The sequence below is a fragment of the Bacillus bruguierae genome (genome assembly GCF_037104725.1).
Taxonomy (GTDB): Bacteria; Bacillota; Bacilli; order Bacillales; family Bacillaceae_G; genus Bacillus_A; species Bacillus_A bruguierae.
In genome coordinates this window covers 1-1,452 of the sequence record NZ_JBAWSX010000042.1, presented here as the reverse complement: position 1 = coordinate 1,452, position 1,452 = coordinate 1, and the positions used below count along the sequence as shown (strand labels likewise).

The 1,452-nt window shown below is 35.9% G+C and carries 1 protein-coding gene and 1 pseudogene; both read right to left on the bottom strand.

Annotated elements, in window-relative coordinates:
- Window positions 1–888 (bottom strand): GH25 family lysozyme (locus WAZ07_RS26080; RefSeq protein WP_336474712.1); only part of this gene is annotated, 888 nt, incomplete at its 3' end.
- A 263-nt stretch (window positions 889–1,151) separates the two neighbouring features.
- A pseudogene (locus WAZ07_RS26075) lies at window positions 1,152–1,452 on the bottom strand (GH25 family lysozyme); the annotation flags it as partial.

The window sequence follows — 1,452 nt, the reverse complement described above, 5'->3', positions numbered from 1 at the left end:
AATGACACCTTTACTTTTACCGTCTTTTTCGATACGCATTGCTGTTTCCGGAACCCAATTGTCATTTGCAATTTTAAACCAAAATCTTTTTCCATCCCATGCGTTCGCTAAATAAACATGACCACTGCCAAGAGGAATCTTTCCTACTACTTCCGCAAACTCATTTGGCTCTTTATATACCCAAGATTGGCGTTGCATACATTGCAGCCAACCTAAGTTATTGGTTAGCCAATCAGACGGTAACGAGACGTTCTTTCGAGTATCTACATCTGTAGGATCGGGCTCTTTAGGATTAGAACCATTTCCTATGAACCATTCAATAGATTTATTTCCAACTAAGTAGTTTAAATCTACATTACCAGAATTACCAGTTATGCCTGCAACGCTACCTCTATCAGTATATTGCCAAATATCACAGCTATAAGCAGGTTTACTTCCACCATAACGAGGAATCCATAGAAAATCTGCACTTACACTATTTAATCCATAACTTGTATACATGTGATGTGATACATATAATCCAACTTTCCAGCCTGCTGCTCGGCAAGTATCAATGAAAGCCTGAGACGCTTTTGCCAAGTTAGTTGGCCCGCAACTAGCAAGTGTATCATCTTCTACATCCAATACAAGAAACTTTGCATCCTTGTCAGCACGGTTCATAAAATCATTTGCTTCTACAATAGCATCCTGAACGCTTGTATAACATCCATAAGCATAATGACCAAATGGAACTCCATATGCTTTACAACCTTGTACATATTCCTTGTATTTTGAATCAATTTTATTAGATCCATATTGTACACGAATAATTGCAAGCTCCAACTCTTTACTCGCTTCTGCCCAATTAATAGTTCCATTATAATAAGATATATCTGCTATTTTCTTCATTCTTACATACTCCTTTTTTAATTACTGCAAGAAATTTTCCCTTTCTGCTAATAAGTTTATCTTTGAATGAATTTACAAAAACCGCTAAAGAAATACGCTAAAACTTCTCCTTTTCTCTATAGTTAACACCTCAGGAAGAAACCCACTTCGTATTTATCAACATAAAAGTTGTATATTAAGATACCTTCTATAACAAAGCTATTTTTAAGTTCATTATTGATGTAAAAATAAAGAAGAACCGGCTCATAAGAGCCCGCTCCTTTTTATCGAATCCAACGGATGATTTTTTCGTCAAATTCTACCCAACCTTTATCTTTAATGTAAATCCAATTGTTATCTCTAAATTCAATTTCCCACTGACCAACACCTACACGATCACGTATGCCACTATTATAATTAGCATGATGGTAACACTCTAATCCATTCCATTCATTCCAAATGACACCTTTACTTTTACCGTCTTTTTCGATACGCATTGCTGTTTCCGGAACCCAATTGTCATTTGCAATTTTAAACCAAAATCTTTTTCCATCCCATGCGCACGCTAAATAAACATGACCACTG